A 2,797-nucleotide genomic window follows, 5' to 3' on the forward strand; every position below is an offset into this window, starting at 1 on the left:
AATGTGATTACAGCCATGCAATTGACCCAGTTGTGCCATCTTTTTGATCCACCTCTGCCATGAAATTGATCCACCTAAGACATAGCTGACCCACCCTCCTATATAATGAAGGAGCACATACGTGCAAATTCATTTATAGGGGGTTTTTTTGTGATTAAGTATCGGGAAATTTTAAGGCTTCACTCGCAGGAAGTCACACAAAGGGGGATAGCTTCAAGCTGTGGTCATTCAAGGAACACGATTAGAGAAGTAATTCGGCGAGCGGAAGAGAAGAAAATTCAGTGGCCAATCGAAGATGACGTGACAGATTTAGATTTACAAATGATTTTATTTCCTGAGAAAAAGGTTCCTTCAGACCATCGACGAAAGCCTGATTGTGAGTATATTCATAAAGAATTGGCTAAAACGGGGGTAACACTTTCTCTTTTATGGGACGAATATTCTTTACAGAGCAGGGCAAATGATGAAATTCCGTACAGTTATCGCCAGTTTTGTAGATTTTACACTGATTATGCCAGGAAAACCAAAGCAACCATGCGCATCAAAAGAAAACCTGGAGAACAAATGGAAGTGGACTGGGCAGGTCAAACGATGCATCTTACAAACAATCTAACAGGAGAAGAAATTCCTGTTTATATTTTTGTTTCTGCATTGCCATGTAGTCAATATGCATATGTAGAAGGATTTTTATCCATGGATATAGAGAGTTGGATTACGGCTCATATCCATGCTTTTGAATTTTATGGGGGAGTCACAAGGGTTATTGTACCGGATAACTTGAAGACTGGAGTGACCAAGTCTTCCCGTATCGATCCAATTATTAATCAGAGCTATCAGGAAATGGCTGAATATTACCAGACTACTATTATCCCAGCACGTGTACGCCGGCCCAAGGACAAGCCAAGTGTAGAAGGGAATGTTGGCCATATATCGACTTGGATTATCGCTTCTCTTCGTAATGAGAAGTTCTTTTCTTTGGCTGAGCTAAACAAAGCGATTAGAGAGAAATTAGATGTGGTGAATACAAAATCTTTCCAAAAGAGAAAAGGGAACAGGCAGGAAGCATTCTTAGAAGAAGAAAAATTTGCATTAATTCCCCTGCCTCATTCACCATACGAGATTGCGAGCTGGGCGAAGACCGTTGTCCAGCCCGATTATCATGTGAAAATAGATAATAATTATTACTCTGTTCCCTATGATTATATCAAATGTACAGTAGACGTTCGAGTAACGAGAAATATAGTTGAAGTGTTTTATAAGAATATCCGGATTGCTTCGCACAAAAGATCAAATAAAACAGGTGGGGATTTCAGTACGATTCCTGATCATATGCCTAGGGATCATAGAAAGTATGCATCGTTTGATAAGGAGTTTATATTAGAGTGGGGTGCCACAACCGGTCCTTCCACCCTATTAACCATTGAAAGAATACTAGAATCTTATCCAACAGAAAAGCAAGGGTTGAAATCGACCTATGCATTGATGAAACTAGCAGATAAATACTCCATCGAACGCATAGAGAAGGCGTGTGAAAGAGTATTGTCTTATACGCCACGCCCAAAACTTAAAAGCATACAAACAATCCTAAAAACAGGACATGATAAATTACCATTGGAGAAAACAAGCGAACAAATGGACACACCAAAAAATGATAACGCATACGGCTTTACTCGTGGCGCTGATTACTACGGAGGGAAAAAATAATGACAACCGATAACACTTTAACAAAATTAAATGACATGAGAATGTCTGCGATGGCAGAAACATTTAGAGAACAATTGAGAAATCCGGAATATCAAGAACTATCTTTTGAAGATAGATTTGGATTACTGGTTGATATTGAATGGTCCAGAAGGCAAAACAATAAGCTTGATCGCCTAATCAAACAAGCAGAATTACGGGACACGCAGGCGTGTATTGAAGATATTGAATATCATCCGGATAGAAAGCTAGATAAGGCACAAATATTGCGATTGGCAACTGGTAATTATATTGAAGAGCATCACAATATTATATTAATGGGTGCTTCCGGAAATGGGAAGACGTATTTAGCCTGTGCATTTGGCATCGCTGCGTGTCGTCAATTCTATAAAGTAAAATACATCCGATTACCTGATTTATTGGATGAATTGGCGATCGCAAGAGGAGAAGGAACGTATAGAAAGGTAATGAAAAAATACAAGAATGTAAACCTACTAATCTTGGATGAGTGGCTATTAACTCCGTTAAAAGAAACGGAATCAAGAGACCTTCTTGAAATCGTAGAAGCACGCCACCAGCAGGGCTCAACTATCTTTTGTTCCCAATTTGATCCTAGGGGATGGCATGATAAAATTGGCGAAAGCACACTGGCAGACGCCATTCTAGATAGGATTGTGCATGATTCCTACAATATACTTATTGACGGTAAAGTCTCGATGAGAGAACGTCATGGATTGGCGGTATCCAAGTGATCCCTGAAGAAGTTGAAATCCGTATAGCAAGGTATTTCCTTCACATGTATTTACCTGATGAAGTAATGCGCGAAGTGGAAGAGAAATTATTACCTCCATGTATTTGGGGAGAAGAAGAGGGATTAGACCACGATGAACTCGTTAGCTTAGCTCAAGAGATAATTAATAAACAACTAGACGGTAAGAGTTTTAAATAAGCTAAACAGCCATTGGAATATATTAGATTTCAATGGCTGCTTATAAATCTACTAGTAGTGGCTCATCTCTGTCCTAAGTGGATCAATTTCTTGTCCCAAGTGGGTCAAAAAGATGGCAGAGGTGGAGCTAACCTATGTCCTTCTTCA

At 39.4% G+C, this 2,797-nt stretch carries 3 protein-coding genes; all 3 read left to right on the forward strand.

Features of this window, described 5'->3' with window-relative positions; translation table 11 throughout:
• Nucleotides 1-150 precede the first annotated feature (150 nt).
• Genes istA through D4N35_RS17580 form a run of 3 tightly spaced genes read left to right on the forward strand, consistent with a single transcriptional unit; the run spans nt 151 to nt 2,650 of the window.
• Nucleotides 151-1,704, forward strand: a complete 1,554-nt coding sequence (gene istA / locus D4N35_RS17570) for an IS21 family transposase (RefSeq protein ID WP_120075982.1) — start codon at nt 151-153, stop codon at nt 1,702-1,704.
• Nucleotides 1,704-2,453, forward strand: a complete 750-nt coding sequence (istB, locus tag D4N35_RS17575; protein WP_120075983.1) for an IS21-like element helper ATPase IstB — start codon at nt 1,704-1,706, stop codon at nt 2,451-2,453. Before istA ends, istB begins: the two co-directional genes overlap by 1 nt.
• Nucleotides 2,450-2,650: a hypothetical protein gene (locus tag D4N35_RS17580; RefSeq protein WP_120075985.1), complete on the forward strand. Its 201-nt coding sequence runs from the start codon at nt 2,450-2,452 to the stop codon at nt 2,648-2,650. The genes istB and D4N35_RS17580 overlap by 4 nt, the downstream gene beginning before the upstream one ends.
• Nucleotides 2,651-2,797 lie beyond the last annotated feature (147 nt).

Origin of the sequence: Siminovitchia fortis (assembly GCF_003605365.2) — a bacterium.
GTDB classification, from domain to species: Bacteria; Bacillota; Bacilli; order Bacillales; family Bacillaceae_C; genus Siminovitchia; species Siminovitchia fortis.